23 protein-coding genes are annotated in these 25,915 nt (G+C 62.0%); 15 read left to right on the top strand and 8 right to left on the bottom strand.

Annotated elements, in window-relative coordinates; all coding sequences use genetic code 11:
* The first annotated feature begins 115 nt into the window (after nucleotides 1–115).
* The 3 genes from G471_RS18390 to G471_RS0111070 all read left to right on the top strand — a co-directional run bounded on the left by G471_RS18390 (nucleotide 116) and on the right by G471_RS0111070 (nucleotide 5,333).
* Nucleotides 116–2,884 (top strand): two-partner secretion domain-containing protein, encoded by a 2,769-nt coding sequence (locus G471_RS18390; protein ID WP_169720496.1) that lies wholly within the window; start codon nucleotides 116–118, stop codon nucleotides 2,882–2,884.
* Between the two features lie 25 nt (nucleotides 2,885–2,909).
* A complete protein-coding gene (locus tag G471_RS0111065) occupies nucleotides 2,910–4,571 on the top strand; it encodes a ShlB/FhaC/HecB family hemolysin secretion/activation protein (RefSeq protein WP_028995395.1) in 1,662 nt (553 codons plus the stop codon).
* 66 nt (nucleotides 4,572–4,637) lie between these two features.
* Nucleotides 4,638–5,333 (top strand): YecA/YgfB family protein, encoded by a 696-nt coding sequence (locus G471_RS0111070; protein ID WP_043421531.1) that lies wholly within the window; start codon nucleotides 4,638–4,640, stop codon nucleotides 5,331–5,333.
* Between the two features lie 50 nt (nucleotides 5,334–5,383).
* Here G471_RS0111070 and G471_RS0111075 read toward each other — a convergent pair whose 3' ends face one another.
* Both G471_RS0111075 and G471_RS0111080 read right to left on the bottom strand, forming a co-directional pair.
* Nucleotides 5,384–6,829, bottom strand: a complete 1,446-nt coding sequence (locus G471_RS0111075) for a Do family serine endopeptidase (protein WP_028995397.1) — start codon at nucleotides 6,827–6,829, stop codon at nucleotides 5,384–5,386.
* Between the two features lie 154 nt (nucleotides 6,830–6,983).
* Nucleotides 6,984–8,516 carry a fumarate hydratase gene (locus G471_RS0111080; RefSeq protein WP_028995398.1) on the bottom strand — a complete coding sequence of 511 codons (1,533 nt, stop codon included), beginning with the start codon at nucleotides 8,514–8,516 and terminating at the stop codon, nucleotides 6,984–6,986.
* Between the two features lie 310 nt (nucleotides 8,517–8,826).
* On the opposite strand from G471_RS0111080, the gene acs reads away from it, so the two are divergent.
* From acs to G471_RS0111135, 11 genes are all read left to right on the top strand, one after another.
* Nucleotides 8,827–10,791 (top strand): acetate--CoA ligase, encoded by a 1,965-nt coding sequence (acs, locus tag G471_RS0111085; protein WP_028995399.1) that lies wholly within the window; start codon nucleotides 8,827–8,829, stop codon nucleotides 10,789–10,791.
* A 208-nt stretch (nucleotides 10,792–10,999) separates the two neighbouring features.
* Nucleotides 11,000–11,194: a hypothetical protein gene (locus tag G471_RS0111090; protein WP_028995400.1), complete on the top strand. Its 195-nt coding sequence runs from the start codon at nucleotides 11,000–11,002 to the stop codon at nucleotides 11,192–11,194.
* On the top strand, nucleotides 11,194–13,911 hold the full coding sequence (locus tag G471_RS0111095) for an ATP-binding protein (RefSeq protein WP_028995401.1): 2,718 nt from the start codon (nucleotides 11,194–11,196) through the stop codon (nucleotides 13,909–13,911). Before G471_RS0111090 ends, G471_RS0111095 begins: the two co-directional genes overlap by 1 nt.
* Nucleotides 13,912–13,930: 19 nt before the next feature.
* Nucleotides 13,931–14,302: a response regulator transcription factor gene (locus tag G471_RS0111100; protein WP_028995402.1), complete on the top strand. Its 372-nt coding sequence runs from the start codon at nucleotides 13,931–13,933 to the stop codon at nucleotides 14,300–14,302.
* Between the two features lie 69 nt (nucleotides 14,303–14,371).
* Nucleotides 14,372–16,528, top strand: a complete 2,157-nt coding sequence (locus G471_RS0111105) for a 3'-5' exonuclease (RefSeq protein WP_028995403.1) — start codon at nucleotides 14,372–14,374, stop codon at nucleotides 16,526–16,528.
* A gap of 1 nt (nucleotide 16,529) precedes the next feature.
* Nucleotides 16,530–17,576 (top strand): DUF294 nucleotidyltransferase-like domain-containing protein, encoded by a 1,047-nt coding sequence (locus G471_RS17460; protein WP_051295450.1) that lies wholly within the window; start codon nucleotides 16,530–16,532, stop codon nucleotides 17,574–17,576.
* Nucleotides 17,577–17,659: 83 nt separating this feature from the next.
* A complete protein-coding gene (locus G471_RS0111115; protein ID WP_028995404.1) occupies nucleotides 17,660–19,579 on the top strand; it encodes a DUF294 nucleotidyltransferase-like domain-containing protein in 1,920 nt (639 codons plus the stop codon).
* A gap of 2 nt (nucleotides 19,580–19,581) precedes the next feature.
* Complete coding sequence (locus G471_RS0111120; RefSeq protein ID WP_028995405.1) at nucleotides 19,582–20,241, top strand: PolC-type DNA polymerase III domain-containing protein; 660 nt, start codon at nucleotides 19,582–19,584, stop codon at nucleotides 20,239–20,241.
* 5 nt (nucleotides 20,242–20,246) lie between these two features.
* Nucleotides 20,247–22,289: a sodium:solute symporter family protein gene (locus tag G471_RS0111125; protein ID WP_028995406.1), complete on the top strand. Its 2,043-nt coding sequence runs from the start codon at nucleotides 20,247–20,249 to the stop codon at nucleotides 22,287–22,289.
* Nucleotides 22,286–22,540 carry a DUF4212 domain-containing protein gene (locus G471_RS0111130; RefSeq protein WP_028995407.1) on the top strand — a complete coding sequence of 85 codons (255 nt, stop codon included), beginning with the start codon at nucleotides 22,286–22,288 and terminating at the stop codon, nucleotides 22,538–22,540. Before G471_RS0111125 ends, G471_RS0111130 begins: the two co-directional genes overlap by 4 nt.
* Before the next feature lie 3 nt (nucleotides 22,541–22,543).
* Complete coding sequence (locus G471_RS0111135) at nucleotides 22,544–22,816, top strand: hypothetical protein (RefSeq protein WP_028995408.1); 273 nt, start codon at nucleotides 22,544–22,546, stop codon at nucleotides 22,814–22,816.
* 1 nt (nucleotide 22,817) lies between these two features.
* Here the strand turns inward: G471_RS0111135 and G471_RS0111140 are convergent, their stop codons facing one another.
* Both G471_RS0111140 and G471_RS19330 read right to left on the bottom strand, forming a co-directional pair.
* Nucleotides 22,818–23,147: a CZB domain-containing protein gene (locus G471_RS0111140; RefSeq protein ID WP_028995409.1), complete on the bottom strand. Its 330-nt coding sequence runs from the start codon at nucleotides 23,145–23,147 to the stop codon at nucleotides 22,818–22,820.
* 107 nt (nucleotides 23,148–23,254) lie between these two features.
* The gene (locus G471_RS19330; protein ID WP_169720497.1) at nucleotides 23,255–23,425 is read right to left on the bottom strand and encodes a hypothetical protein; all 171 of its coding nucleotides are present in this window, start codon (nucleotides 23,423–23,425) and stop codon (nucleotides 23,255–23,257) included.
* A gap of 165 nt (nucleotides 23,426–23,590) precedes the next feature.
* On the opposite strand from G471_RS19330, the gene G471_RS0111150 reads away from it, so the two are divergent.
* Entirely contained in the window at nucleotides 23,591–24,559 is a 969-nt protein-coding gene (locus tag G471_RS0111150) for an arsenic resistance protein (protein ID WP_028995410.1), read from the top strand.
* A gap of 59 nt (nucleotides 24,560–24,618) precedes the next feature.
* Here the strand turns inward: G471_RS0111150 and G471_RS0111155 are convergent, their stop codons facing one another.
* The 4 genes from G471_RS0111155 to cydX form a co-directional block, all read right to left on the bottom strand.
* Nucleotides 24,619–25,008 (bottom strand): DUF6858 family protein, encoded by a 390-nt coding sequence (locus tag G471_RS0111155; protein ID WP_028995411.1) that lies wholly within the window; start codon nucleotides 25,006–25,008, stop codon nucleotides 24,619–24,621.
* 120 nt (nucleotides 25,009–25,128) lie between these two features.
* Entirely contained in the window at nucleotides 25,129–25,500 is a 372-nt protein-coding gene (locus G471_RS17465; protein WP_043421532.1) for a NifB/NifX family molybdenum-iron cluster-binding protein, read from the bottom strand.
* Between the two features lie 8 nt (nucleotides 25,501–25,508).
* Nucleotides 25,509–25,820 carry a cyd operon YbgE family protein gene (locus G471_RS0111165; protein ID WP_028995412.1) on the bottom strand — a complete coding sequence of 104 codons (312 nt, stop codon included), beginning with the start codon at nucleotides 25,818–25,820 and terminating at the stop codon, nucleotides 25,509–25,511.
* Entirely contained in the window at nucleotides 25,810–25,911 is a 102-nt protein-coding gene (cydX, locus tag G471_RS18830) for a cytochrome bd-I oxidase subunit CydX (RefSeq protein WP_028995413.1), read from the bottom strand. The genes G471_RS0111165 and cydX overlap by 11 nt, the downstream gene beginning before the upstream one ends.
* Nucleotides 25,912–25,915 lie beyond the last annotated feature (4 nt).

Consider the following 25,915-nt stretch of genomic DNA (forward strand, 5'->3'; position numbering starts at 1 on the left):
CTCTCATCGCCGAGAGTTTTTGAGAGCCTTCTCGTGCTTGATTTTCATACCCTCTTTAATTAGAGGCCTGCAGTTTTTCATGCAAAGGCCAACAAACAGGATCGAGGAGCGGAGTATGAAAAGCAACGGGTCGATGAATCGTATTTTCCGGGTGGTCTGGAATGCCGCGAAGGCTTCCTGGCAGGCAGTCTCTGAAGTTGCCAGCGGACAGGGTAAAGGCACTTCGGGCAAGTCGGCCCGTCTGGCCCGGCGTGGTTTGACGCTGTCCTCCTTTGCCGCAGGAACCGTGCTGGTCCTGGCCCTGCCTGTCCAGGCTGCGCCGGCCGCCGATGCGCTGCCGACGGGGGGCGTGGTGACCGAAGGTGCCGCTACCATCAGTAGCAGCGGCAGCCGCATGGATATCAACCAGGCCACGCAGCGAGCAGCCATCGACTGGCAGACCTTCAACATCGGCAGCGCAGCCCACGTGCACTTCGAACAACCTGCCGGCGGCGTTGCGCTGAACCGTGTCCTCGATACCAACGCCAGCCAAATCTACGGCAGGCTTACGGCAACCGGTCAGGTTTTTCTGGTCAACCCGAACGGTGTCTTTTTTGCGCCCGGTGCCCAGGTCGATGTCGGTGGTCTTGTCGCTTCGACGTTGAACATCGGCAACGCCGACTTCATGGCCGGCAATTACAGATTTGAAGGCACGAGCAGCAACGCCATTCTCAACCAGGGCAACATCACCGCCGCCCCGGGAGGCACCATTGCCCTGATCGCGGCAAAGGTCAGCAACGATGGCGCGCTCACCGCGAATGGCGGCAATGTCCTGCTGGGGGCCGGCAGCAAGGTCACGCTGGATATGGGCGGACCGGTCAAATTGCAGATCGAAAACGACGCACTCGAAACCCTGATTCAGAACGGTGGCGCCATCAAGGCCGATGGCGGTGTGGTCTGGCTCACCTCACAGGCGGCCAACAACCTGGCCAGCAGCGTCATCAACAACACCGGCCTGATCGAGGCGCAGACGCTGGCAACGGGTGAGAAGGGCGAGATCATCCTGTTTGCGCACGGCGGTCAGGCCAATGTCGGCGGCAGACTGGATGCATCCGCTCCTCATGGCGGAGATGGTGGCTTCATCGAGACCAGCGGCAGCAAAGTGGTCAACGGTTCCGACCTGTATGTGACGACACTGGCACCCTACGGTCAAACCGGAACATGGTTGATTGATCCGCTGACCTACACCGTCGCGGCAAGCGGAGGTGATGAGACCGGGGCCGCACTGGCCGGCCGACTGGCGAGCACGAATATCCAGTTGCAAGCCGATAACACGATCACGATCGATGACGCTGTCAGCTGGTCAGCGAACAAGCTGACGCTGACCTCAGGTGGCGATATCAATATCAATGCCAACCTGACGGCAAGCGGAACGGGCAGCCTGGCGTTTGAGTATGGTCAAGCAAGTGCAAACGGTGCGGGAAGTAGTTATACCGTTACCAATGGTGTCGATGTGCTGATTCCCAATCCCACGGCATTTACCTGGAAGAAAGGATCTGCCGGGGCCGTGAATAATCTGGTGTTTTCCAACGACTTTCTGCGCTTTGGTAATGGCACCGAAGCTTCAATCAATTCCCTCGGTTTGCTGCTGCAGCCGTTCTATTTCGATAACGTGACCTCAGGCCGGAATGATTGGTACCCGCTGACTTATAGCAGCAATCCATTGGACGTCGCCATGGGCGTGGGTGGCACCAATAACGGTGGATGGAATACAACGGGGACGGTTTCGTATACCGATGCGGGGGGGAACGTCAGCTTTACCTCGTTGGGCCAAAGTGTCAATATTGCCAAATATATCGAAGGTCGTGGCGCTATCGTCGCTTCGAATACGTTTGACTTCGGCGGTGCTCAAATCAAGCTGTCTCATGAATATTCGCTGGGGCAGAGTGACAAGTTCATCAAGACAGTCACAACAGTCGAGAACATCAGCGGTTCGGATCAGGCGAACATACGTGTGTGGCTGGGAACTCGCGATGACTGGATCGTGGCGAATGATTCGAACTACAAAACCAAGGGAAATATCGGCGCCAGCGGGTTCGAGCGAATCCAGGCCCAATCCGAACTGGGAAATGCGATTCTCGTATCAGAGCAGGATCCGACAAACTCATCCGCCGAGGGTGCAGCGATTCTGTTCTATTCAACAACGACAGGTACCAATACGTTGTTCAACAATTATGGAAACTTCAATACGCGAATTGTTCAGAAGGATCCCGTTACCTCTGCGATCAGCGCATATCATGATGGGTCGTATGCGATATTCATGAATCTTGGCGATGTTGGCAACGGCAGCAGCAAGAGCCTGACTTGGTACTACGCCGCTGCACCGGTTTCGGAGATTAACGCGACGGTGAACAGCGTGGCAGCGTCGGCCGGTGTCTCAACTCCAACGACTACAACTACAAATACGATTCCTCAAACTACAGCTATTTCAAACGTGCAAAGTACCGTTGTGCCGCCTGTTGCGAATACAACGATGCCGTCAAACTTGATTTCTCCGGTTGCGCCACCACCGACGGTGGTTCTTTCCAACCAGGGTGCGTTGCCCGTGTTTGATGTTAATGGCGGTTTGGCATTTGTTCAGGTATCTGGGCCAGCGGCAGGTAACGGCACAACTTTGGCGACCGGGCAAGCCGTGGGGGCAACTGACTCAGGTTCGGGTAATGTCCAAGGGAGCGGTGGCAATGACGTTAGCGGTCAGGGCAACGGTCTACCCGGGACAGGAGATTCCGGTGGGCGAGATCCGTTTGGCTTCATGCGCGTTTTCGTAGTTAATGGAGGGCTGAATCTACCGGATGTCGCACTGGGTGCCACTGGACAGAATCGCCAGAACGATGCCAACCAATAACAGATAACAACAGGAATTCATCGTCATGACGTCTTTCCGCTTTTCCCTTCTGGCTGCCTCGCTGGCGGTGGCTTTTCCTGGAATCGCACTTGCCCAGCAGCAACCGGATGCCGGTCAGATTCTGCAACAGCAGCAACAAGCACCACAACTGCCGCGCACCGGCCCCGCCATCGACGTGCAGGCGCCGGCGGCTGCTCAGGCCGTGCCGGGTGGCGCCGAGGTGACGCTGTCCAGCGTCAATTTCTCCGGCGCCAGCGTTTTCAGTGAAACGGAACTGCTCGCCACGCTTGGCGACTATTCCGGCAAATCCTACGATCTGGCCGGTCTGCGCGGTCTGGCCGAGCGTGTTTCGGCGCATTACCGGGGCAACGGTTATCCGTTTGCCCGGGCATTCATTCCCCAGCAGTCCATGGCGGACGGCAAGTTGCGCATCGAGATCGTCGAGGGGCGCTATGGCAAGGTGAGTGCGGCTGGTGAGCGGGCGGATGCCGCTCAGGGGTTCCTGGCGCCGTTGCGTCCGGGTGAAGTGATTGCGTCGGTACCGCTCGAGCGGATTACCCTGATTCTCGACGATCAGCCGGGCATCAAGGCGGCGCCGATCATCCGCCCGGGGCAGGAGGTGGGTACCGGCGATCTCGACGTGCGGGTTGAGCGCACGCCGGGCTTCAGCGGTGATGTCGGGCTCGACAACCATGGCAATCGCTACACCGGTGAATACCGTGGCCGGGCCAACCTGCAATGGGACAGTCCTTTCCTGTTTGGCGACCAGATGACGGCCCGCTTGCTCTATTCGAGCGAATCCATGTGGTTGGGTAGCCTCGGCTACAGTCTGCCGCTGGGAACCAGCGGCCTGCGTGCCAATATCGGTTACGCCCATACCTATTATGAGTTGGCCAAGGATTTTTCCAATCTGGGTGCCACCGGCACGGCCAAAGTCAGCTCGCTGGGCCTGACCTATCCGATCATCCGTTCGCAAAAGGCCAACCTGACGCTCGCAGCCACCTACCAGCACAAGCGGCTCAACGACCGCCAGGCGGTGGCCGGGACGGACGACAGCAAATCCAGCGACAGCCTGCCTATCGCACTCAACTTCGATCGTCGCGATGGCTTGTGGGGCGGCGGCATCACCTACGGTAGTCTCAGCTATACGGTGGGGCATCTGAAACTGGGGGGTACGCTGGAAAATACCGATCGCACCAGTGGCCAGAATACTCGTGGCAGCTTTGAGAAGCTGAACCTTGATATTGCCCGGGTCCAGGCAACGCCGGTGAGCAATCTCGTGCTGTTTGGCCGGGTTTCGTCGCAATGGGCTGGCAAGAATCTCGATAGCTCGGAAGGTTTCAGTCTTGGCGGCGCCAACGGCGTGCGTGCTTATCCTTCTGGCGAAGGCAACGGCGATGAAGGCTGGCTGGTGCAACTTGAAGTGCGCTACACCATGGGGGCCTACAGCCCGTACATCTTCCATGACAGCGGCAGTGTCCGGCTCAACGCCAGGAATGGCAGCCTGACGACGCCGGCTAGTCCGAATCATCGCTCGATCAGCGGCGAAGGCATCGGTTTGCGGTATACCCGTGACAACTGGAGCCTGGATGCCAACGTCGCCTGGCGCAGTCATGGTGGCAAGCCGCAGTCCGACACGCGCGACCGGACGCCGCAATTCTGGATGAGTGCCGGATACCGCTTCTGACTGGGGTGGGCTGGTCCGATTGCTGGCAAACTGGGCTATCATTCGCCCATTGCCAAGGAACAGCCCATGAACCCAAATCCCCTGACCGAGGCCGATTTCGACCGGCTTGAAGAATTGCTTGAAGCCGAGGTGTTCGGCGAGGACGCGATGCGTCTCGACGAGGCGCAGGCGCTGATCTGTGCCGTGGTCAGCAGCCCGGAACCGATCCAGCCGGCAGTCTGGTTGCCGGAAGTGCTTGGCCCCGGTGCCGACAAGGGTGACGATCCGGTGGTGGCCGAAACGGTCGAACTACTGATGCGCCTGAACAACGATATTGCCCAGTCGCTGTTCGATGACGAGACGATGTCGCCGATGCTCTATCCAGTCGACGAGAATTCCGAGGAATACGATTTCGCCGCCTGGGCCGATGCCTATGTCTACGGCGCCGGTCTTGGCGGTGACTGGTACGAACTGGCCGGCAAGCATGCCGATGATCTGTCCGAGTTGCTTGAACCGATGTTCATGCTCAACGGCATGCTCAAGGAAGATGCCGAGAAGAACGGCGAGCGCTGGTTCAATCCGGCCGAGGAAGCGCGCCTGCTGGCCGACCTTCAGGATAACCTGCCGGTGATCGTGCAGACGCTGTACAACTTCTGGCGCGCCAAGCGCGGCGGGGCGACGGTGCAGCGCGACGAGCCGAAGACCGGCCGTAACGACCCCTGTCCCTGTGGCAGCGGCAAGAAGTTCAAGCAGTGCTGCGGTAGTCCGGAAAAACTGAACTGAAAACAAAAATGGCCGGGAAATCCCGGCCATTTTCTTGAGTACTGTGGCGATCAGCCCAACTCGACCGGCACGAACAGGCGGCTGTTGCCGCGCTCGATCAGGATGGCTGCGCGCTTGCCGGACTGGGCCAGGGCAGCGTTCAGCTTGTCGGCATCGCCGACTGCCTGACCATTGACCGAGACGATGATGTCGCCGGCGCGGATGCCGGCCCGTGCGGCAGGGCCGCCGCTGCGTTCGACGAGCAGGTTGCCGCTGCTGCCGGTCCGGCGTTTTTCTTCGGCGGTCAGCGGGCGTACGGCGACGCCAAGGCGGTTCTGGCCGGCGGTGGGGGCCTCGGCGCTGGTGCTGCGCTCTTCCTCGAAAGCACCGACCTGGACGACGATGTCGCGCGGTGCGCGGTTGCGCCAGACCTGCAGGCGGACGTTCTCGCCGGGCCGCTTGGCGGCGACGATGGCGGGCAGTTCGCCCGACAGTTCGACCTGTTCGCCATCGATACCGAGGATCACGTCGCCGGCTTCGAGTCCGGCCTTGCCGGCCGGGCCGTCCTTGTCCACCGAGGTGACCAGGGCGCCGGCCGGCCGGCTGAGGCCGAAGCTGTCGGCCAGCGACTGATCGATCTCCTGGATGCTGATGCCGATCCGCCCGCGCTCGACCTTGCCGTGCTTGACGATCTGCTGCTGCACGTTCATCGCCAGTTCGATCGGGATGGCGAAGGAGAGGCCCTGGAAACCGCCGCTGCGTGAGTAGATCTGCGAATTGATCCCGATCACCTCGCCCTGCATGTTGAACAGCGGGCCGCCGGAGTTGCCCGGGTTGACCGCGACGTCGGTCTGCAGGAAGGGTACGTAGCTACCGTCGGGCAGGCTGCGCGACTTGGCTGAAATGATGCCGGCGCTGGCGCTGGATTCGAAACCGAAGGGCGAGCCGATGGCCAGCACCCAGTCGCCGACCTGGGCCTGGCGACTGTTGCCGATGCGTACGGTCGGCAGGTTGCGACCTTCGATGCGCAGCACGGCGACATCGCTGGCCTTGTCCTGGCCGAGGATTCTGGCCTTGAACTCGCGCTTGTCGTTGAGCTTGACGACGACTTCCTCGGCATCGGCGACGACGTGGGCGTTGGTCATGACCAGACCGTCGGCCGAGATGATGAATCCGGAACCGAGACCGCGGGTCGGCGTGCTCTCGCGCGGGACCATGCCGCGGAACTGGCGGAAGAAATGGTAGAAGGGGTCGTTCGGGTCGAGTTGCGGGAAGCCGGCGGCGCTTTCCGTGCGCTTGCCGGTGACGCTGATATTGACCACGGCCGGGCCGTTGGCGGCGACGATGCTGCGCATGTCGGGATAGCCGATCGGCGCCGGCAAGGCGACCGGGGTGGTCACGGCGGCCGGCGGTATCTGGGCGACCGGCGCTTGTCCCGGGCCAAGGGCCCAGGCCCCGCCGATGGCGGCAGAAACAGCGAGGGCGGCAAGGCTGAGTTTCAGTCGGGTGCTGGGCATGGGGATTTTCTCCTTCATATTCGACACCGGCAGTATCTGGGGGCGAGTACCAATTTTAAAACCGCCTTTTTGCGACGGTTTGTGACAAAACCTTGCTGCCGCCAGTCAACGAAAAAGCCGCCCAGGGGGGCGGCTTGGTGTAAGTGGTGAGGAATCAGGCCTTGACCGGAATCTTGCCGATCTTGATCTGCCATTCCTTTGGGCCGGTGTTGTGCACACTGACGCCTGAGGAATCGACGGCAACGGTCACCGGCATGTTCTCGACATCGAACTCGTAGATGGCTTCCATGCCTAGGTCGGCAAAGCCGACGACCTTGGCCGACTTGATCGCCTTCGCCACCAGGTAGGCGGCGCCGCCGACGGCCATCAGGTAGGCCGACTTGTTGTCCTTGATCGCCTCGATGGCAACCGGGCCGCGCTCGGATTTGCCGATCATCGAGATCAGGCCGGTTTGTTCGAGCATCATCCGCGTGAACTTGTCCATGCGGGTGCCGGTGGTCGGGCCGGCCGGGCCGACGACTTCGTCGCGCACCGGATCGACCGGGCCGACGTAGTAGATGACGCGGTTGGTGAAATCGACCGGCAACTTCTCGCCCTTGGCCAGCATGTCGGCGATGCGCTTGTGGGCAGCGTCGCGGCCGGTCAGCATCTTGCCGTTGAGGAGCAGTTTCTGACCCGGTTTCCAGGACGCGACTTCTTCCTTGGTCAGGGTATTCAGGTCGACACGGGTCGCCGACTTGAGGTCCGGCGTCCAGGTCACAGCCGGCCAGTCTTCAAGCTTCGGCGGTTCGAGTTTGGCCGGGCCGGAGCCGTCGAGGTGGAAGTGGCAGTGGCGGGTCGCGGCACAGTTCGGCACCAGCGCTACCGGCAGGTTGGCGGCGTGGCAGGGGTAATCGAGCACCTTGACATCGAGCACGGTGGTCAGGCCACCGAGGCCCTGGGCGCCGACGCCGAGGGCGTTGATCTTTTCCATCAGTTCCAGGCGCAGTTCTTCCGGGCGGGTCAGCTTGGCGCCGGTGGCTGCCTTGGCCTTCAGTTCGTGGATGTCGACCGGCGCCATGATCGATTCCTTGGCCAGCAGCATGGCCTTTTCCGGCGTGCCGCCGATGCCGATGCCGATGATGCCCGGCGGACACCAGCCAGCGCCCATTTCCGGAATCTTCTTCAGGACCCAGTCGACCAGGTCGTCGGAGGGGTTGAGCATGGCGAACTTGGCTTTGGCTTCCGAGCCGCCGCCCTTGGCCGCGCAGATGACTTCGACGTGGTGGCCTTCGACGATCTCGAAGTGGACCACGGCCGGGGTGTTGTCCTTGGTGTTCTTGCGGGCACCGGCCGGGTCGGCCAGCACCGAGGCGCGCAGCGGATTGTCCGGGTTACCGTAGGCGCGACGCACACCTTCGTTGATCATTTCCTGGATGCTCATCGTTGCATCCGGCCAGGTCACCTGCATGCCGACCTTGATGAAGACCATGCCGATCCCGGTGTCCTGGCAGATCGGGCGGTGGCCTTCGGCGGACATCCGCGAGTTGGTCAGGATCTGGGCGATGGCATCCTTGGCGGCGGGGCTTTCCTCGCGCTCGTAGGCTTCACCCAGTGCCTTGATGTAATCGAGCGGGTGGTAGTAGCTGATGTACTGGAAGGCATCGGCGATCGACTGGATCAGGTCTTCCTGCTTGATGGCGGTCATGCGCAACTCCGGATCAATGGTTTGTTATCGGTAGGTCGGGGGCCGGGCAGCCGATCGAGTGGATGGGTCCGGCGCGACGGGGCAAAAGTTTAACACGCTGGCAAGCGCCTGATCCTGATTGCCGGAATGCTGCGCCGCAGCGTGATTTCGTAAGGCCTTTGTAAGATTATCATCGTGTAATGTGGGCTTGACGCTTGAACGGGTGGCAGCTTCGCCCAGGCGCGTAGGGCTTTGTTATATCGTGGGTGTTTGCCCGCGATCCGATCGGTTGTTTCAACATAATCGCGAAGTACCGCAGAGGAGAATAAATATGTCGAATGAGTCCGTGCAGTTTTACTATCCGTCCGAAGAGACCGTTAAGAACGCAGCGGTTTCCGGGATGGACGCCTACAAGGCGCTGTGCGCGGAAGCTGAAGCCGACTACGAAGGTTTCTGGGCCAAGCGCGCCCGTGACCTGATCACCTGGAAGGAACCCTTCACCCAGGTGCTGGATGAGTCCAATGCTCCGTTTTACAAGTGGTTTGCCGACGGCAAGCTGAACGTCTCCTATAACTGTCTGGATCGCCAGGTCGAAGCCGGCAAGGGCGACAAGGTCGCGCTGATCTTCGAAGCCGACAACGGCGATGTGACCAAGGTCACCTACAAGGAATTGCTGGTCAAGGTCTGCAAGATGGCCAACCTGCTCAAGGCCAAGGGCGTGCAGAAGGGCGACCGCGTCGTCATCTACATGCCGATGACCGTTGAAGGCGTTGTCGCCATGCAGGCCTGTGCCCGTATCGGCGCCACCCACTCCATCGTTTTCGGCGGCTTCTCCGCCCAGGCCCTGCGCGATCGCATCATCGACGCCGGCGCCACCATGCTGATCACCTCCGACGGCCAGTTCCGCGGCGGCAAGGCGCTGCCGCTCAAGGCCATCGCCGACGAAGCCCTGGCCATGGGCGGTTGCGATACCCTCAAGGGCGTCATCGTCTTCAAGCGCACCGGCATGGACGTGACCATGGTTGCCGGCCGCGACGAGTGGCTGCACGAAGGTCTGGCCAGCCAGTCGGAAACCTGCGAACCGGAATGGGTTGGTGCCGAGCACCCGCTGTTCATCCTCTACACCTCCGGTTCGACCGGCAAGCCGAAGGGCGTCCAGCACTCCACCGGCGGCTACCTGCTGCATGCCATCCTGACCATGAAGTACACCTTCGACATCAAGGATAGCGATGTCTTCTGGTGTACCGCCGACATCGGCTGGGTCACCGGCCATACCTACATCGCCTACGGCCCGCTGGCCTGTGGCGCCACCGAAATCGTCTTCGAAGGCGTGCCGACCTATCCGGACGCCGGTCGTTTCTGGAAGATGATCCAGGATCACAAGGCCACCGTCTTCTACACCGCCCCGACCGCGATCCGTTCGCTGATCAAGGCTTCCGACACCAACGCCGCCGTGCATCCGAAGAGCTACAACCTGTCTTCGCTGCGCATCCTCGGTTCGGTCGGCGAGCCGATCAACCCGGCTGCCTGGACGTGGTACCACGAGAACGTCGGCGGCGGTCGTTGCCCGATCGTCGATACCTTCTGGCAGACCGAAACCGGTGGTCACATGATCACCCCGATGCCGGGCGCGACGCCGCTGATCCCGGGTTCCTGCACGCTGCCCTTCCCGGGCATCCAGTTCGCCGTGGTCGACGAGACCGGTGCCGAACTGCCGTGGGGCCAGGGTGGCATCCTCGTCTGCAAGAAGCCGTGGCCGTCGATGATCCGTACCATCTGGAACGACGACGAGCGCTTCGTCAAGTCCTACTTCCCGGCCGACTTCCAGGGCAAGCTCTACCTGGCGGGTGACGGTGCGATCCGCGATGCCGAAACCGGCTACTTCACCATCACCGGCCGTATCGACGACGTGCTGAACGTTTCCGGTCACCGCATGGGCACCATGGAAATCGAATCGGCACTGGTTGCCAACCCGCTGGTTGCCGAAGCTGCCGTCGTTGGCCGTCCGGACGACCTGACCGGTGAAGCCATCGTTGCCTTCGTCGTGCTCAAGGGCCAGCGCCCGAGCGATCCGGAAGCCACCAAGAAGATGGTCAAGGAACTGCAGGACTGGGTGGGCAAGGAGATCGGTCCGATCGCCAAGCCGAAGGACATCCGTTTCGGCGACAACCTGCCCAAGACCCGTTCCGGCAAGATCATGCGTCGTCTGCTGCGTGGCCTGGCCAAGGGCGAGGAACTGACGCAGGATACCTCGACGCTCGAGAATCCGGCCATCCTGGAACAGCTTCGCGGCTAAGGTGGCACAGGCACTCGACCGCGAGGTCGGGTGCAGCAGTACCGACGGTCCGGCGCGCTTGCCACGCCGGACCCACAGACAAAAAGGGCAAGGAGGAGACAATGGTCGCCCATAAGGTGGCCTCCCGTGTAGTCGCATCAGACTGCATGCCAACGACGGCTGGCACGCTTGGCGTGCCGGCCGTTTTCATTTTCCGGAGGGCGGATCGGTGAAGAGAGGCAGTCCAACCCGGCAGCGTCTGGCCGCGCTGGCCCTGCTCGGCATTCCCTTGCTGACGTTTCCCGTGCTCGGTTTGCCGCAAGGTGAACTGGCCGGTGTGCCGGCCACCGTTCTCTATCTGTTCGGCGTCTGGGCGGGGTTGATCCTGCTCGCCGCACGCATTGCCGAGCGGCAGAAGAAATGATGCTCTCGGGCTGGTTCATCGCGCTCCTGTCGGCCGCCTATGTCGGCCTGCTGTTCGCTGTCGCCCGTTTCGGCGACGCCCGCGCCGATGCCGGTCGTTCTATCATCACGGCCAACGTCTATGCGCTGTCGCTGGCGGTCTATTGCACTTCCTGGACCTTTTTCGGCAGCGTCGGGCGAGCCACTTCGGGTGGCCTGTCCTTCCTGACCATCTACCTCGGGCCGACCTTGATGCTGCTCTGCGTCGGCGTCATCATCAAGATGATCCGCATCGCCAAGGCCCAGCGCATCACCTCGATCGCCGACTTCATCGCCTCGCGTTACGGCAAGAGCCAGTTGCTGGCCGGGCTGGTGACCATCATCGCGGTGATCGGCATCGTCCCCTACATCGCCCTGCAACTGAAGGCGGTGGCGGCCAGTCTCGATGTGCTGTTCGATCAGCCGGGGCACACCATCCGCTTGTGGGGAATCGACTCGACCCTGCTGGTGGCCGGTGTGCTGGCGCTGTTCACCATCCTCTTCGGGACCCGTCATCTCGATGCGACCGAGCGCCACGAAGGCATGGTTGCTGCGGTGGCCCTCGAATCGGTGGTCAAGCTGCTCGCTTTCATCGCGGTCGGCGTTTTCGTGACCTACGGCATGTATGGGGGTTTTACCGACCTCTTCCAGAAGGCAACGGCCCATCCGGATCTGGCCGGTCTGCTCAGACTGGATGGCGCGCGCGCCGGTACCTGGGCGGCGATGATCCTGCTGTCGGCGCTGGCCATCGTCTTCCTGCCCCGGCAGTTCCAGGTGATGGTCGTCGAGAATGTGGACGAATCGCACCTCAAGCGCGCGGTCTGGCTGTTCCCGCTGTACCTGCTGCTGATCAACATCTTCGTGCTGCCGGTGGCGCTCGGCGGTTTGCTGCATTTCGGCGGGCAGGGCGTCAATCCCGATACCTTCGTGCTGACGCTGCCCTTGTCGCAAGGGGCTGAGTCGCTGGCGCTGCTGGTCTTCATCGGCGGCCTGTCGGCGGCGACCGGTATGGTCATCGTCGAGACCATCGCCTTGTCCACGATGATCTGCAACGATCTGGCGATGCCGGCCTTGCTGCGCTCGCCGTGGTTGCAGCGGCAGAAGCAGGCTGATCTGTCGGGGCTGCTGATCGGTATTCGCCGGGTGGCCATCGTGCTCATCCTGTTGCTCGGCTACATCTATTTCAAGGCGGCCGGCGAAGCCTACGCGCTGGTCGGCATCGGCCTGATTTCCTTCGCCGCCGTCGCCCAGTTCGCGCCGGCATTGTTCGGCGGCATGTACTGGAAGCAGGGCACACGTACCGGCGCCCTGGCTGGTTTGCTGGCCGGTTTTGCCGTGTGGTTGTACACACTGCTGCTGCCGTCCTTCGCCAAGTCGGGGTGGATCGGCAACGGTTTCGTCGAGCACGGACTGTTCGGTGTCGACTGGCTGCGTGCCCAGGCGCTGTTCGGCCTGAGCGATCTCGACGAGATTTCGCACTGCCTGTGGTGGAGCATGCTGGCCAATATCGGCGCCTACATCGCGGTGTCGCTGCTCACCGAGCCGGACGCGCTGGAAGCCGGTCAGGCCGAGCGTTTCGTCGATGTCTTCCGGCATGCCCAGCAGGCGCCGGATACCCGGTTGTGGCGCGGCAACGCTTCGCAGACCGAAGTGGCGGCGCTGCTGGAGCGCTTTCTCGGGCCCGTGCGCGCCCGGCAGCAACTTGAAAGCTATGCCCGCAGCCGTCGCGTGAGCGACTGGCGCAGTCTGCCGGCCGACGCTGAATTCGTTCATTTTGCCGAAACCGAACTGGCCGGCGCCATCGGTTCGGCCAGCGCGCGGGCGATGGTGTCGAGCGTGACCCGGGAAGAGGATCTCGGCCTTGAGGAAGTGCTCGACATCCTCGACGAGGCGACCCAGGTCCGGGCGCATAGCCGGGAACTGGAAGCCAAACAGCAGGAACTCGAAGCGGCCACCGCCGAACTGCGTGAAGCCAACGAACGCCTGCGTGAACTGGACCGGATGAAGGACGATTTCATTTCGACGGTGACGCACGAGTTGCGCACGCCGCTGACCTCGATCCGGGCGCTGTCGGAGATGCTCTACGACGACCCCAAGGTCGAGCTGGATCAGCGCCGTCGTTTCCTCGGCATCATTGTCAGCGAGACCGAGCGCCTGACGCGCCTGATCAACCAGATCCTCGACCTGGCCAAGCTGGAGTCCGGCAGCGCCGAGTGGACCACCGGCGAGGTGCACGTCGGGGATGTGGTGCGCGAGGCCAGTGAAGCGCTCGGTGCGCTTTACCGGGAAAAGGGCGTGTGTCTGAGCGTCGATATTGCTGAAGATCTGCCGGCGGTGCTGGCCGATCGCGACCGCCTGATGCAGGTGGTGGTCAATCTGCTGTCGAACGCCGTCAAGTTCGTTGCGCCAGCCACTGGCAACGTAGTCGTGGTCGTTGGTCGCGAGGCAAAAATGCTGCGCGTGTCGGTTGCCGACAACGGTCCCGGCCTGACCGCCGAGGAGTGTGGCGTGATCTTCGAGAAGTTCCGCCAGGGCGGCAACACGATGACCGACAAACCTCAGGGAACCGGTCTGGGACTGCCGATCAGCCGGCAAATCGTCGAGTATTTTGGTGGTAAGCTTTGGGTAGAAAGTACGCCGGGTAACGGTGCTACCTTCATTTTCACGGTGCCGTTAACGCAGGCGGTACCGGACGCATAAAGATGGGAGACTAAAACGGATGTCGAAAAGAATATTGATTGTCGATGACGAACCCAACATCGTCATTTCGCTCGAATTCCTGATGAAAAAAGAAGGTTTCGAGGTCGCCGTCGCCACCGACGGTGAGGAAGCGTTGGCCCAAGTCGCCGGCTTCAATCCCGATCTGGTGCTGCTCGACGTGATGATGCCGAAGAAATCCGGTTTCGAAGTCTGCGAGGCCTTGCGTGCCGACCCGTCGAGGGCCGGCCTGCAGATCGTCATGCTGACCGCCAAGGGACGTGATACCGAAGTGGCCAAGGGCCTGGCAATCGGTGCCGATGCCTACGTGACCAAGCCGTTCTCGACCAAGGAACTGCTTGCCCGGGTCAAGGAGATGCTCGGCATCGCCTGAGTCTTCGGCTCGGAAAAGACACCCTCGGCGCCGTTGCTGCGTCAATACAAACTACTTGGGGTAGCTGCCATGAAGGCCAAAGTCCGCTTTCTGCTTGCCATCGTTGTGCTCGGTCTGTTGATGACCGGGCCTTTCGTCGTGACTTCCATCCTGGTCTGGGCCGGCATGGAGGAGAGCGAGCGCAACATGCTGCTCGAACTGCTGATGTCGCGCCTGCCGATCGGCACGATGATGACCATCTTCGGTTTCGGCATCGGCGTTGCCGTGCTGCACAAGCTGTTCAAGCAATACGTCGAAGGCCTGCTCGGCATGGCCGAACAGTTACGCTTGATGCTTGGCGCCAATCGCAATTTCCGGGTCAAGCTCAACGGGCCGCCGGAGGTCCAGCAACTGGCCCAGGCCGCCAACGATCTGGCGGCGCAGCGCGACATGCTGATGGACGATGTCGATGCCCGCATCGCCCAGGCCAATGCCTCGGTCGAGGAAGAGAAGAACCGGCTTGCCGCGCTGATGTCCGAACTGGCACAGGCCGTGGTCGTGTGCAATCTCGACGGCCGCATCCTGCTCTACAACAACCGCGCCCGCCTGCAGTTCAAGGCCTTGTCGCAGGGGCCGACGACGGTGGCTGGCGGGGCCCTGATCGGTCTTGGCCGGTCGATTTTCTCCATCCTGGAAAAGAACCAGGTCGAGCATTCGCAGGAAATCATTCGCCAGCGACTGGCCAACGGCAAATCGGCGATGGCCAATTTCGTCACCACCACGCGCGGCGGCCAGTTGCTGCGCGTGCAGATGGTTCCCGTCCTTTCCGGTACGCCGGGCGAGGGTGAGCCGCAGATGACCGGCTACGTGCTGACTGTGGACAACATCACCCGGACGCTCGAGGAAGAAGCGCGCCGCGATCATGCGCTGCATGCGCTGACCGAAGGTAGTCGGGCGGCGCTGGGTAGCATCCGGGCGGCAGTCGCCAACCTGATCGACTATCCGGAAATGGACCCCGAGTTGCGTGAGCGCTTCGTCAAGGTGGTCGACGACGAGGCGTCGCGCATGAGCCAGCGCCTCGACGAAACCATGCACGAATTCTCCGATTCGATGAAGACGCGCTGGCCGTTGGAAGATGTGCTGGCCATGGACGTAATCAGCGCCGCCCAGCGCCGCATCGAGGACAAGCTCAAGCTGCCGACCAAGATCGAGGATGTCGACGGGACGCTGTGGATCAAGGCCGACAGCTTCTCGCTGGTTTTTGCCCTGGTCTTCGTCGCTGAGCGTCTGCAGGATCACTACCAGATCCGCGACCTGCGCTTCCGCACCTCGAGCGAAGGCAAGCTGGCTTATCTGGACATCATCTGGGTCGGCCAGGCGATTTCCTCCGAGACTTTCTACACCTGGGAAATGGAAACCATGCACGCGCTCGGCGAAACCTCGTCGCTGTCGTTGCGCGATGTGGTCGACCGGCACGGTGGCGAAATCTGGTACCAGCGGGAAAAGGCGGCACATCGCGCATTCTTCCGCTTCGTCCTGCCGCTGGCCACGCCCGAAGCCGAGGTTGCCGACGAACGGCGCAGTACCGGTCGCCCGGAGTATTACGACTTCGACCTGTTCAAGTTCGAGGACAAGTCGATCGACCTCGACCGCAAGCTGTCGGAACTGACCTATACCGTGTTCGACACCGAGACCACCGGCCTGGAACCGTCCAATGGCGACGAAATCATCCAGATCGGGGCCGCGCGCATCGTCAACAACCGCTTGCTCAAGCAGGAAATATTCAACCAGATCGTTGATCCCGAGCGCCCGTTGAAGCCCGAGTCGATCCCGATTCACGGCATCACCGAGGACATGGTTCGCGGCCAGCCGAACATCGATATCGTTCTGCCGGGTTTCCATGCCTTCTGCGAGGAAACCGTGCTGATCGCCCACAACGCGGCCTTCGACATGCGTTTCCTGCAACTCAAGGAGGAGCGCACCGGCCTGCGCTTCACCCAGCCGGTGCTCGATACGTTGCTGCTGTCGGCGGTCGTCCATCCCAACCAGGAATCCCATCGGCTGGATGCCGTGCTCGAGCGTCTAGGCATCGACATCGATACCCGGCACAACGCGCTCGACGATGCGGTCGCGACCGGCGAGGTTTTCCTGAAACTGCTGCCGCTGCTTGAAGAGAAGGGCATCGTCACCGTCAGGCAGGCGCTGGAAGCGTCCGAGAAGACCTATTTCGCGCGCATCAAGTACTGACATGGAAGAACTGCTGCCGGGATTGCCGACCGTCGAACTCGCCGCCCTGGGCAGCGAGCTGGCGACGGTGGATGATCTCGACAGCCTGGCCGTGCTGGCTGCCCGGCAGCGCGCCTTGCTGGCGCAGACGGTGGCGCTGGGTTGGTCGGGCGAGGCGGCGTGCATGCTGATTTCCGGTCTTAACGACCGCCTGACCCGGCGGGTGCTGACCCTGGTTGCCCGCCGCCACCGGCTGCCACCGGTGGACTGGTGCTGGCTGGCGATGGGCTCCGAAGGCCGCGACGAGCAGACGCTGGTCAGCGACCAGGACAACGGACTGGTTTTTTCCGCCTGCGATGCCGGCGAGGCGCAGGCCTTGCGCGAACTGTTCCTGCCTTTTGCCCGCGAGGCCAACGAACAACTGGCCGCCTGCGGTTTCAGCCTGTGCCCCGGCAACATCATGGCCGGCAATCCGCAGTGGTGCCTGTCGGTCGATGAGTGGCGCGAACGCTTCATCGAGTGGGTGCGTTGCCCCGACCCGGTGGCGCTGCTCAACGCAACGATCTTTTTCGACCTGCGCCCGCTGCACGGCAAGCTCAAACTGGGGCAAGGGCTGCGCACGCTGATCGGTCATCTGACCAGCGACACCCCGGCCTTTCTTCACCTGATGTCGATCAATGCCCTGCAGGTGCATCCGCCGCTGGGGTTCCTCGGCGATGTGGCCGTCGATGATGCAGAAGCCGTCGATCTGAAGAAGTTCGGCAGCCGCATCTTTGTCGATGTCGCCCGCATCCTGGCGCTGGCCGCGGCTACGCCGTCGGTCAACAGCTTTGCCCGTCTGCGCGAGGCGGGGGCGGCTGCCGGCATGCAGCCGGGTGAAGTCGCCGCCGCCCAGGCTGCGCTCTCGCATCTGTTGCGTCTGCGTCTCGAACAGCAGGCAGCCGCGGGTGCCGAGACGCCGGTTTTTCGTCCGGCCGAACTGCACGAAATCGACCGCGTCATCCTCAAGGAATCCCTGCACCAGGCACGGCGCCTGCAGCAGCGACTCAAGCTAAACTATTCACTCTAAACGTCAATCAGGAAAGGTTTGTCGTGAGCACAGAAAAAGAAAATACCGGGAGCAGTGCTGTGGATGTCGGCCAGGTGGAGGCGATGTTGCGGCAGGAGGGACAACGGCGGGCGGCCGGCAACACGCAGGCTTTCCTGGCCCGGCACGCGCCGTTCAACAAGATGGCGCCGGCGGCGCTGCAGTTGTTCGCGGAAAAGGCGCACATCGCCTTTTATCCGGCAGGCAGCCTGATCGTCGGTCCGGATTCGGGCAATGTCCGTTTCTTCTACCTGATCGAGTCGGGCAAGGTGCAGGCGCGCCAGGCCGGCGAAGTCACCGTGACCGAGTACTCCATCCTCAGCCTCGGGGCCGGTGAATCCTTCCCGATCGGCGCGGTCACCGCCGGCCGGCCGTCGACCAACATCTACACGGCGGTCGAGGACACCTTCTGCTATCACCTGCCGGCGGAAGACTATCTGACGCTGATGTCGACCAGCCCGGAATTCAACCTGTTCTGCACGCAGTACATCGCCAGCCTGCTCGACCAGTCGCGCCGGCAGTTGCAGGCGCAGTTCGCCCAGAAGGCCAGCGAGCAGCAGACGCTGAATTCGCCGCTATCCGGCATCGGCGCCCGCAATCCGACCTCGGTGCTGCCGGAAACGCCGCTGCGCGCGGCGCTGGAGTCGATGTCGCAACTGGGCATCGGCTCAATGGTGGTGGCCGATGCGGAGCAGAAGCCGGTCGGCATCTTCACCCGCAGCGATCTACTTGACCGGGTCGTGCTCGCCGATCTGCCGCTGAACTCGCCGATCAGCCAGGCGATGTCGGCGTCGCCCTTCACCTTGAACGAACATGCGACCGCCTACGATGCGATGCTGGCGATGGCCACGCACGGCATCCGTCATGTACTCGTTACCGACCATGCCGGCCGTCTCAGCGGCGTCGTTTCGGAGCGCGACCTGTTCGCGCTGCAACGCGTCGGCCTGCGCCAGATTCGCCAGGCCATCGAGTCGGCGCCCAATGTCGAGGCGCTCAAGGCCTCGGCCGCCGATGTGCGTCAGCTGTCGTTCAACATGCTGGCCCAGGGCATCGGCGCCGAGCAATTGACGCAGTTCATCTCGGCGCTCAACGACGCGCTGACCCGCCGTGTGATCCAGCTCAACCTGGAAAACCACGATTTCTCCGGCATCGACTGGTGCTGGCTGGCTTTCGGTTCGGAAGGCCGCGACGAGCAGACCTTCAGCACCGACCAGGATAACGGCATCGTCTACACCGTGCCCGAGGGTGAGGACAAGGAGGCGCTCAAACAGCGTTTCCTGGCCTTCGCGCTGGATACCAACAAGGACCTGGATAAGGTCGGTTTCCCGTTGTGCAAGGGCAACATCATGGCCAGCAATCCGCAGTGGTGCCTGACGCTGGATGAATGGCGCGCCCAGTTCAGCAAGTGGATCCGCACGCCGGAGCCGGTGGCCCTGCTTAATGCGACCATCTTCTTCGATTTCCGGCCGCTGTACGGCAAGAGCGAATTGTCCGACAGCATGCGTCGCCACCTCTTGTCGCAGGCGTCGGCAACGCCGATCTTCCTGCAGGCGATGGCGCGCAACGCGCTCGAAGTCGGTCCGCCGCTGGGCAAGATCCGCGATTTCGCGACCGATCTCGAACCCGATCACCCGGGCAAGATCGACCTCAAGAAATACGGCTCGCGCATCTTCGTCGACGTTGCCCGTATCTACGCACTGGCTGCCGGCGTGCATGGCACCAATACCATCCAGCGACTGAAGCTGTCGGCGCAGAAAATGAACATCAAGGGTGAGGAAATCAACGCGGTACTCGATGGCCTCAACTTCATCCAGTTGCTGCGTCTGCAGCATCAGTATCTCGAGGGTGAGCCGGGCCGTCAGGGCGACAACCTGATCGATCCGGAAAAACTCAATGAACTGGATCGGCGCATTCTCAAGGAATCCTTCCGCCAGGCGCGCAAGATCCAGTCCCGTCTGAAGCTCGACTACCAGGTGAATCACTGATCATGTTCGGCATCAAGAAATTCCTGTTCGGCGACGGGCTGAACGAAAACCTCCCGCCTGACGTGAAGTCCGCCGTTTCGGCCTGGCTGGCGCAGGAAGCGACAGGACTGGAGTCGTCGCATTTCCTGACCCGCTATGTCGTCGTCGACATCGCCAGCGATGGCATGAATCCGGATAGCGACCGCCTGACCGGCATCGCAGCAACGGTGGTGCACCAGGGCATTGTCTCGCCCGAGCAGAGCATCTACGTCGATCTGACAACCGCCGACGAAACGGTGCAGGCACGGCAACTGGCAGCTTTCCTGAACTTCATCGTCAAGTCGCCGCTGGTTTCCTACCACGTTGCCTTTGTCAGTGCCTTTCTCGAGAACCTGCTCAAGAAGCGCCTGGGTATCTCATTTTCCGCCCGCTGGGTGGACCTGGCCTGGTTGCTGCCGGCGATGTTCGGCGAGAAGAGCCACAAGCCGATGCCGCTCGACGACTGGTTGGTCGCCTTCGGCCTCGATGTCGGTGAGGGAAGGCGCAGTCCGAGCGAGAACAACATGATCCTGGCCCGCCTGCTGCAGATGCTGGTGGTCCGGGCGCATGCCAAGGGCGTCGACAGTGTTGAAGCCCTGATCGAGGAATCGAAGGCCAGCAGCCATTTGCGGCGTACCCGCTGACCGGCATGTTGTCCTCCCTGACCCGCCTGCAGCGCTACTACCTGTACTACACAGCGATCTTCCTGCTGTTCGTGGTTGTACTGGCTGCGCTCGAGCAAGCCGGCATGCCGGCTCGCTGGGTGGGTTATGCTTTCCTGGTGTTCACCGTATCGATGTACGCCACCATCGGCGTCTTTAGCCGGACCACCGACGTTTCCGAGTACTATGTCGCCGGCCGCCGGGTGCCGGCATTCTTCAACGGCATGGCGACCGGTGCCGACTGGATGAGCGCGGCTTCCTTCATGGGGCTGGCCGGTACGCTTTACCTGCAGGGGTTTCAAGGGTTGGCCTACGTGATCGGCTGGACCGGCGGTTTCGTGCTGGTCGCCCTGCTGCTGGCACCTTACCTGAGGCGCTTCGGGCAATACACCATTCCCGATTTCCTCAGCGCCCGCTACGGTGGCAACACCATCCGCCTGATCGCCGTGTTCGCGGCGATCCTCGCGTCCTTCGTCTATGTCGTTGCGCAGATCTACGGGGTCGGCGTCATCACCAGTCGTTTCGTCAGCCTGCAGTTCGAGGTCGGTGTTTTTGTCGGCCTCGCCGGCATTCTGGTCTGCTCGTTTCTCGGCGGCATGCGGGCGGTCACCTGGACGCAGGTGGCGCAATATTTGATCCTGATCGTCGCCTACATCACGCCAGTTGCCATCCTGTCCTACAACGTGACCGGCGTTCCCGTGCCGCAGATGGTCTACGGTCAGGTGCTGTCGGAAGTCAGCAAGCTCGAGGAAAAACTGTTCGATTCGCCGACCGAACTGGAGGTCCGCGATCGTTATCGCGAGCGCGCCGACCAGTACGCCCAGAAGATCATGCAATTGCCGCATTCGCTGACTCAGGAGCGGGAACGCCTGTCGATCCAGATCAACGAACTCAAGTCGTCCGATGTGCAGATGCGCGAGATTGTCCTGCTCGAGCGTCAGCGGCGCGAATTGCCGCAGGATCCGGCGCAGGCCCGTGAGCGTTGGGAAAAGGAAATGTACGAGGCACTGGCGCGAAGCAAGCCGCCCCTGCGCCATGCCGAGCCCTTTCCCGGGGATTCCGAGGCGGAACGCAACGCTCAGCGGATCAACTTCCTGGCGCTTATTTTTTGCCTGACTATCGGTACGGCGGCCTTGCCGCATGTCCTGATGCGCTACTACACGACGCCGACCGTGGCCCAGGCGCGCCAGTCAGTATTCTGGTCGCTGTTGTTCATCATCATCCTGTACGTCACTGCGCCGGCCTACGCGGTTTTTGCCAAGTTCGAAGTGTTGTCCAACCTGGCCGGTATCCCGATTGCCAAACTACCGGGGTGGGTGGCGGCCTGGGCCAAGGTCGGGCTGGTATCGATCGAGGATATCAACGGCGACGGCATCATGCAGTTTGCCGAATTGTCGCTGAACCCGGACGTGATCGTGCTGGCGACGCCGGAAATCGCCGGCATGCCCTATGTCGTTTCCGGTCTGGTCGCGGCAGGGGCGCTGGCCGCCGCGCTGTCGACGGCCGACGGTCTGTTGCTGACGATCACCAGCGCGCTGTCGCACGATGTCTATTACCGGGTCTTCCGGCCGCAATCGTCGACCCAATTCCGTCTGGTCATCGCCAAGTCGCTGCTGCTGGTCGTAGCCGTGCTGGCGGCTACAGTGGCGGCGCAAAAACCGGGGACCATCCTGTCGATGGTGGCCTGGGCTTTCTCGATTGCCGGTTCGGCTTTTTTCCCGGCGCTGGTGCTCGGTATCTTCTGGGCGCGGGCAACGCGCGCCGGCGCCATCACCGGCATGCTGGTCGGCCTGTCGCTGACTGTCTATTACATCCTGCGCCTGGAGTTCGGTGGCTATTCCTGGCTGGGCTTTTCAGATGGCCCGCTCAATCCCTGGTTCCATCTGCAATCGACCTCGGCCGGCGTTTTCGGCATTCTCGCTGGATTCGTGACCAATATTGCGGTCAGCCTGATGACCCGGCCATCGCCACAGGCCGCCGAGTTCCTTGAACGCATCCGGCGCCCGGGAGGGCGTGAGGAGAGTCCATGAGCGCGCCTTCCTCGTACTGGCGCAAGACCAGCCGGTTGACCGCCTGGTTGCTGCTGATCTGGGTGGTGCTGACTTTCGGCGTCACCTGGTTTGCCCGGGAATTGAACGAGTATTCGTTTTTCGGTTTTCCCTTTGGCTTCTATTTTGCCGCCCAGGGCATCCTGCTTTGCTATCTCGGGATCATCGTCCATTACAGCCGGCGCATGCGCGATCTCGATGCCGAGCACGCCTCCGAAATCGACCCGGAATAGGGCATGCTGCTGTTCCTGATCGGCGCCCTGAGGGCCATCGTTGAAATGCTCGGCCTGGCCTTGCTTGGTCTGGCTGCCATGAGCGTGCTGGCCGGCAGCCGGCGCCACGACAATGTGATCTACCGCCTGTTCGAGCTGGTGACCCGGGCGCCGCGCCGACTGGTCGCCACCTGCCTGCCCGCGTCGACACCGCCCGTAGTCAGCGGCGTGCTGTGCTTCGTCGTGCTGTTCGTGATCTGGATGGGCCTAGCCTTGTGGCGCCTGACCCTGGCCTGAGTCAGGCCGGCAGTTGCTGGCGCAACTGATCCAGCGCAGCGACCAGTTGATGGGCGGTTTCGTTGAGTTCGGGTAACAGCAGGTCGGCCGAGTCGCCGAGTCCGTTCTGGCTCAACTCGACAATTTCATTGGCCAGATCGTGGAAGCGCACGTGAGTTTCGGTCAATGTCGTCGAAACGCCGGGCTGGTTGGCGAGCAGTTTGTCCAGCATGCAGCCGCGATGCTCCGATAGCGGCATGTCGGCATAGTTGCCGCCAGCAAAGGCATTGAGAAACTGGCGACGCCACGTGTTGTGCAGGCGAATGGCTTCATCGATGTCGATGCGCTTCATGAGTGCTTATCCCCGGTGTGAAATGGCCGCTGTCGGCGGTTCTGTTCTGCCAAGCCGCCATTATGCCGCAGGCGCCGCCCGACGCCACGACTCCGGGGAAAAAGCCTTTAGCGGCGATTCAGCTGGACATGGCTGCTGCGCCGCCAGCACGCCGGCCGGCTCAGTCCGGACAGGTCGGGACCGCGCTGGCCGAAAATGGCATGGGCAATTGCCAGCTTTCTTTGTTCTTCTTCGGAAATGCCGGCGATCAGGTCGAACCATTTCTGCAGTTGTTTCATGACGAATCTCCTTGAACTTCTACTGTATGAATAATCAGTGGTTGCAAGATTATCCAATGACTGGTGTTTTGTACAGTGATTTATTCTGGGCTCGTCACGTTCCGTTTTGCCGGCACATGGCGCAGGAGTATAATTAAACACTTATATTATTGCCTGGAGAGCATCATGCTCGATCTGCTGGCCAAACTTTCGAAAAACCTGATCCTGGCGATTCCAGCCGCGATGCTGCTCGGTTTTGCCGCCGGCCTGCTGGCACCGAGCGCCTGGATGAAATCGCTGATCGTCCCGCTGACCTTCCTGATGGTCTACCCGATGATGGTCAGCCTGAAACTCGCCAAGGTGCTGGAAGGCGGCGACGGCAAGGCGCAATGGCTGGCTCAGGCAATCAACTTCGCAATCATTCCCTTCATCGCCTACGCCATTGGCCGCGTTTTCTTCCCCGAGCAACCGTACTACGCCATCGGCCTGCTGCTGGCGGCGCTGCTGCCGACCTCGGGCATGACCATCTCGTGGACCGGCTTTGCTGGCGGCAACCTCGGCGCCGCCGTCAAGATGACCGTGCTCGGCCTGATCCTCGGCTCGCTGGCGACGCCCTTCTACGTGCAGTGGCTGATGGGCGCAACGGTACCGGTCGACCTCGTCGCTGTCTTCCTGCAGATCGTCTTCATCGTCTTCCTGCCGATGCTCGCCGGCCACGTCACCCAGTCGCGACTGATCGCCAAGCACGGCCAGAAAGCCTTCCAGAGCGACTGGGCGCCGCGCTTCCCGCCGTTTTCGACGCTCGGTGTGCTCGGCATCGTCTTCGTCGCCATGGCCCTCAAGGCCGAACAACTGGTCGCCCGTCCCGGCGAACTGCTGCAGTTGCTGCCGCCGCTACTCGCGCTCTACGCGATCAACTACCTGCTCAGCAGCATCGTCGCCCGCAGTCTGTTGCCGCGCGGCGACGCCATCGCCCTGGTGTACGGCACGGTCATGCGCAACCTGTCGATCGCCCTGGCCCTTGCCATGAACGCCTTCGGCCCCGCCGGCTCCGACGCCGCGCTGGTGATCACGCTGGCCTACATCATCCAGGTACAGTCAGCGGCGTGGTATGTGAAGCTGACGGATCGGTTGTTCGGGAAGCGGGTGGGGTGATCGGCAAAAAAATGCCCGGCACGGAGCCGGGCGAAGGCGTGAAGGCGGAGGTGGGGTGCCTAGACGTTTCTCAGGGCCAGCGTCCAGGCTTCCATGGCCTGGTTGGCGGGTTGCATCGGGGCTTCCATGAAGCTGATGACGAATTTGTCGCCGACGTCGGCGATGCCGATCGAGCGCGGGCGGACCGCGAGGACCTGCGGGTTGGGGATGGCGAAGCCGAAGCAGAAAACGATGTCCACGGCGGCGATCAGGCCGGGCATGATTTCGCCGCCGATCTTGGTGGTGTGGGCGAGGTGGTCGAAGACGGCGATGAATTGCACTTTCGGGTTTTCGGCGATCTTGGCCTTGAAGTAATCGACCAGCGCCGGGACGGACTGGAAGCTGGTTTCGTGCTTGCCGATCTCGGCGACGAAGACCGGGTACTTGTCGTTGAACAGGCTGTGTTTCATCGGGCTTTCTCCCGGTTGATCAAAGGATTTCTGGCCGCATCGACACAGCGTCGCAGCAAGTTTGCGATAGGCAGGCGCGGGATGGGCCGGTGCAGGCTTAAGCGCGGCAGCGGAGACGTGTCAGTGCGCATGCGAATGTCCTTCGTGGTCGTGGCAGGCCAAGACGAGACTGCGTGTCAGCAGGCAGCCGGCGAGGAAGTCGGCGATTGCCCGGTCCGGGTCTTCCTCGCAAGCGAGCAGCGGTTGTACGCCGAGGTCAAGCAGTCGGCGGAACAGCTTGCCGCCCATGCCGGCCGTGATCAGCACGTTGATCCCGGATAGTGCACCGGGCAGGCCGCTGTGGCTGGCGTGGAAACTCTGTTCCATCGGTAGTTCGACCAGCCGCTTGCCGGCGATCTGCTTGTCTTCGATGTCGTAGAGCCAGAAGTTGCGGCATTTGCCGGCGTGTTCGGTGATCGTCCGGCGGTTCTGGCTGGTGATGGCGATTTGCATGATGTTCCTCAGAAATTGATCAGCGGGCGGCCGATGGCGTCGAGGCGGACCAGCGCCAGGAGCAGGGCGGCGACGCTGGCGCCGGCCGAGAACAGCCAGCGCGGCAGCCAGTGCAGCGGGACGAAGCCGACGCCGCGGACGAAGCCGGCGCTCATTGACCAGAACAGCAGCATCGCCGCCGGATGGTCGGCGTGGCCGGCGGCGTCGGTGGCGATGCCGGGCAGTACGGTCATGACAACCAGGATGAGCAGGGCGATGCCCAGCGGCAGCGGGGCGATGCCGGCTTTGGCCGGCGGCTCGGGTAGCGCGTCAGCGGCCATTGCGTTCTTCCTCGAAGTCGCCCCAGAGCGTGTTGAGGATGGCGAGCAGCACGGCGAAGCCGATGCCGAGTACCCAGGCGAAATACCACATGATG

Source organism: Azonexus hydrophilus DSM 23864, assembly GCF_000429605.1.
GTDB classification, from domain to species: Bacteria; Pseudomonadota; Gammaproteobacteria; order Burkholderiales; family Rhodocyclaceae; genus Azonexus; species Azonexus hydrophilus.